3 protein-coding genes are annotated in these 4,510 nt (G+C 60.2%); 2 read left to right on the top strand and 1 reads right to left on the bottom strand.

What is annotated here, in order from left to right; all coding sequences use genetic code 11:
• Positions 1-124: 124 nt before the first annotated feature.
• Together ABJK70_RS20710 and ABJK70_RS20705 are read left to right on the top strand one after the other, a co-directional pair.
• Positions 125-2,080 (top strand): acetoacetate--CoA ligase, encoded by a 1,956-nt coding sequence (locus tag ABJK70_RS20710; protein WP_347258970.1) that lies wholly within the window; start codon positions 125-127, stop codon positions 2,078-2,080.
• Positions 2,081-2,255: 175 nt separating this feature from the next.
• Positions 2,256-3,347 (top strand): tryptophan 2,3-dioxygenase family protein, encoded by a 1,092-nt coding sequence (locus ABJK70_RS20705; protein ID WP_347258969.1) that lies wholly within the window; start codon positions 2,256-2,258, stop codon positions 3,345-3,347.
• Between the two features lie 234 nt (positions 3,348-3,581).
• On the opposite strand, the gene ABJK70_RS20700 is transcribed toward ABJK70_RS20705, so the two are convergent.
• On the bottom strand, positions 3,582-4,510 hold a 929-nt coding region (locus ABJK70_RS20700), incomplete at its 5' end, for a tetratricopeptide repeat protein (RefSeq protein WP_347258968.1).

Raw genomic sequence — 4,510 nt, 5'->3', positions numbered from 1 at the left:
AATCCCTGCCGGAATGACGGCCCAGCGAAATTGGGACAATACCTGACTCCCGGAAATGTCAAACTTTGCGAGTCCCTCGGCAGAACCGGGGGTTTTCCCGCGATAAATAATCTGGAGCGCCGTCTTGAATCAACCCCTCTGGCAACCCACCCGCTCGCGCATCGAAAGCACGAATCTGTACCGATTCACGCACATTCTGCGAGATCGATGGAGCATCGAATTGCCCGATTACGCTGCCCTTCACCGCTTCTCAATCGAGCAAATGGACGAATTCTGGCTGAGTCTGTGGGACTACGCGGGAGTCGTGGCGGAGACGCGCGGCGACCGCATTTTGGCGGACCGCGACAAGATGCCCGGCGCGCGGTTCTTCCCCGAGGCGCGGCTCAATTTCGCCGAGAATTTGCTCAAACGCCGGGATGACGGAGACGCCATCGTCTTCTGGGGCGAGGATAGGGTGCGCCGGCGGCTGAGCTGGCGCGAGCTTTACGAGCGAGTCAGCCGTCTGGCGCAGGCTCTCGAAGCCGACGGCGTCGTGCCGGGAGACCGGGTCGCCGTCATCATGCCCAACCTGCCGGAAACCGTGATCGCGATGCTCGCCGCCGCATCGGTCGGGGCGATCTTCACCTCCTGCTCGCCCGATTTCGGCGTACAGGGCGTGCTGGACCGGTTCGGGCAAGTCGGACCGAAGGTTCTCATCGCCGCCGACGGATGCTTTTACAACGGCAAAGCCCATTTCGCCGCCGACAAGCTCCGCACGATCATGGCCAACTTGCCGAAGCTCGAACGCATTGTCCTCGTTCCTTATATCTCCGAGCAGCCTGAGCTAAAGGCGCTGGGCGAACGGGCGATTCGCTTCGACGATTATCTCGCGCCCTACCAAACGCGCGAGATTCCCTTCGCCCGGCTACCTTTCGACTCGCCGCTATACATTCTCTATTCCTCCGGCACGACCGGCATTCCGAAGTGCATCGTTCACGGCGCCGGCGGCACGCTGCTCAAACATTTGGAGGAACACCTACTGCAATGCGACGTGAAGCCGAACGATCGGGTGTTCTATTTCACCACCTGCGGCTGGATGATGTGGAACTGGCTGGCCTCCGCCCTCGCCTGCGGCGCCACCCTGCTCCTTTACGACGGTTCTCCCTTCCACCCCTCGGGCAATGTGCTGTTCGATTTCGCCGATGCCGAGGGCATGACCCATTTCGGCACTTCGGCCAAATACATTGACGCCTTGCTCAAGGCGGGAGTGGAACCGAAACGCACGCATCGGCTGACATCGCTCAGGACCGTTCTTTCGACCGGTTCGCCCCTGGCGCCGAACAGCTTCGATTACGTCTATGAGCGCGTCAAATCCGACGTGTGCCTGTCCTCGATCTCGGGCGGGGCCGATTTGATCGGCTGCTTCGTGGGCGGCAATCCGATGGGGCCGGTTCGACGGGGCGAGATCCAGGCCAAGGTGCTCGGCATGGCGGTCGAAGTCTTCGACGAAAACGGCCAACCGGTCGTCGGCACGAAAGGCGAACTGGTCTGCACCAAACCCTTTCCTTCGATGCCGCTGGAGTTCTGGAACGACCCGGACGGAACCAAATACCGCGAGGCGTATTTTTCCATGTACCCCGGCGTCTGGCGGCACGGCGACTGGGCCGAGATCATGCCGCACGGCGGCATCGTCATTCACGGCCGCTCCGATGCGGTGCTGAATCCCGGCGGCGTGCGCATCGGCACTGCCGAGATCTATCGGCAAGTCGAAAGGCTCGACGAAATCGTCGAAAGTTTGGTCGTCGGCCAGAATTGGGATAACGATGTCCGCATCGTGCTGTTCGTGCGCCTGCGCGAAGGCCTGAAGCTGGACGAAGCGCTGGCGGCAAGAATCCGGAGGCAGATTCGCGAAAACGCGAGCCCGCGCCATGTTCCGGCCAAGATCGTGCAGGTCGCCGACATTCCCCGCACGCTCTCCGGCAAGATCGTCGAACTCGCAGTACGCGAGATCATTCACGGACGCCCCGTGAAAAACCGCGACGCGCTCGCCAATCCCGAGGCGCTGGAACTCTTCAGGAATTTGCCGGAGCTGGCGAGCTGAGGGATTTGAGCCGGGCGTGTCATGCCTGATGCCGTTCTCCCGCCCGGCCGAACGGGACGCGCGTTCGTGTCGGCAAAGGATTGCCGACCTACTTGGGTTTGCCTACAAGCGTAGGTCGGCAATCCTTTGCCGACGATGCCTGTATAACATCAATCAATCAAGCGGAGACACCCCGATGAATCAGCGCTCCACGAAAGAAATCTACTACGCCGACTACCTGCAACTCGAGCGTCTCTTGAGCGCTCAGACGCCCGAAAGCCGCCGGCATGGCAGGGAAGCCCACGACGAGATGCTGTTCATCATCACGCACCAGGCTTACGAGATCTGGTTCAAGCAAATCCTGCACGAACTCGAGTCGGTGCTCGGTGCATTCGCGGTCACGCCTTTGGACGAACACAGCATGGGCGTCATCGTCGCCCGTCTCGAGCGCGTCATTGCGATACAAAAGGTCTTGAATCAGCAAATCGACGTTCTGGAGACCATCACTCCGCTGGATTTTCTCGATTTTCGCGATTACCTGATCCCCGCTTCCGGATTCCAGAGCGTGCAATTCCGCGAGATCGAACTGCGCCTGGGGTTGGGCGTTCACGTTCCGCAACCGGTCACCGGCCGGCTCAGATCCGAGGATGTCGCATACCTGCGCGAAATCGCCAGCGAGCCAAGTCTTTTCGAACAGGTGGACGCCTGGCTGGCGCGCATGCCCTTCCTCAAGTTCGAGGGCTATGACTTTTGGGAAAGCTACCGTCAGGCGGTCATGGCTATGCTGGCGAAAGACCGGCGCTCGATCGAGACGAATCCTTTATTTTCCGATGCCGAGCGAAGCGCGCAGCTCGCCGAGCTGGAAAACACCCGGCGGAAATTCGATTATCTGCTCGATCCGGCAGGATTCGAGCGGCTCAAGGCGCAAGGCATGTTTCATCTCTGCCAAACGTCCGTGCTATCGGCCCTCTTCATCCAGCTTTACCGCGACGAGCCGATTCTGCACCTGCCGTTCCGCCTGCTCAGTCACCTGATGGACATCGACGAACAGTTCACCGCCTGGCGCAGCCGCCACGCCCTGATGGCGCAACGCATGCTGGGGAGCAAAATCGGTACCGGGGGAAGCAGCGGACACGAATATCTCCAGGAAACGGTGGACAAGAAGCGGATCTTCAAGGATTTGTTCAACCTCTCGACCTTTCTGATCCCGCGCTCGTCCTTGCCGGCCCTGCCCAAGCGGCTGAAGCAAAGTCTCGACTTCCATTTCACCGGAGAGCAATGTGTTTGAACCGGCGCCATTCTTGTCAGGACATTTCGGTAGCATCAGGCTCATTTTGGCGCCATCTCCCCCGCGGAAGCGGGCTTTAAACCGCGAGCGTTCGCCTAGGTGACTCATTCGGCGATAGGAATGTAGGGCGGGTTAGCGGAGCGTAACCCGCCGATTCGCGGTCGCTCGGTGGCTTACGGTCTAATCTGCCGTACAAAAATCAATCCCTTATTCAAGGCGATTTGGAATAAGGCGTCATGGCTCGGCTTCCAACGCCAACGCCTGTTCCAGAATTCTGCGCTCCTCCTGATTGAGGTCCAGGAGGATAGTGAGATCTTTGCCGCCGGCCTTGAGAAAATCGATGCCCGTCCGAAAGATGCGCAGAGGCACCCGGAATGCATCTATATCTCGACCGGCATCTTCCCAAGCCGAGGCCCAGAGTTCCAGGCTGTCCGAAGCGGGTAAGTCTTCCCCGGTGCGGTAGAGTGAACCCAAGTGGCTGGTCAACGCCTCCCCCAACTGGAGGATAGCGTTATGGTCCTGGTAGACCCGTACTAGTCCGCGGGTTCGCTCCCGGCGGATGCCAGGAGTCAGGGTGCTTTCGAAAAAGGCAGCGATGATACCCTCCGAATCGCCCACATAAGGCTGCTCCTTGGAAGCGCCCTGCGCCAGACCCTCCGCGAGCACGGAGATGGCAGAATCCCACCGTCCAGAAGCGATGCAGATCTTCGCGAGGGCGAAATGCGCCTCGACACGCAATGCAATCGGCGCTTCAATTAGTCCACGGACTTCCTCGAAGTCGTGCTCGGAGTGCTTCGCATCATTCACCTGCCAATAGGTCCAGCCCCGGCTATAGAGCGCCATTGCGACTTGCTCAACGGGTGCGTTCGGCAATGCGATGACGGCGCTGTAGTCGGCAAGGGCCTTCTCGGACTCACCGAGCTGTCCGTAGGTCCGGCCCCGGTTGTTGAGCGCTCTTGCGACTTGCTTGGCGGGCGCGTTCGGCAATGCGATGACGGCGCTGTAGTCGGCAAGGGCCTTCTCGGACTCACCGAGCTGTCGGTAGGTCTCGCCCCGGCTAAAAAGCGCTCTTGCGACTGGCTCGACGGGCGCGTTCGGCAATGCGATGACGGTGCTGTAGTCGGCAAGGGCCTTCTCGGATTCACCGAGCTGTCGGTAGGTCC

This window comes from Methylocaldum sp., from assembly GCF_039794385.1.
Classification (GTDB): domain Bacteria; phylum Pseudomonadota; class Gammaproteobacteria; order Methylococcales; family Methylococcaceae; genus Methylocaldum.
Note: the sequence above shows the minus strand (reverse complement) of the source record. Positions and strands in the feature narration are given on the sequence as shown.

Coding starts and splice junctions, on each gene's coding strand:
- ABJK70_RS20705 (WP_347258969.1), top strand. CDS start 2,256: ATGAATCAGCGCTCCACGAAAGAAATCTACTACGCCGACTACCTGCAA.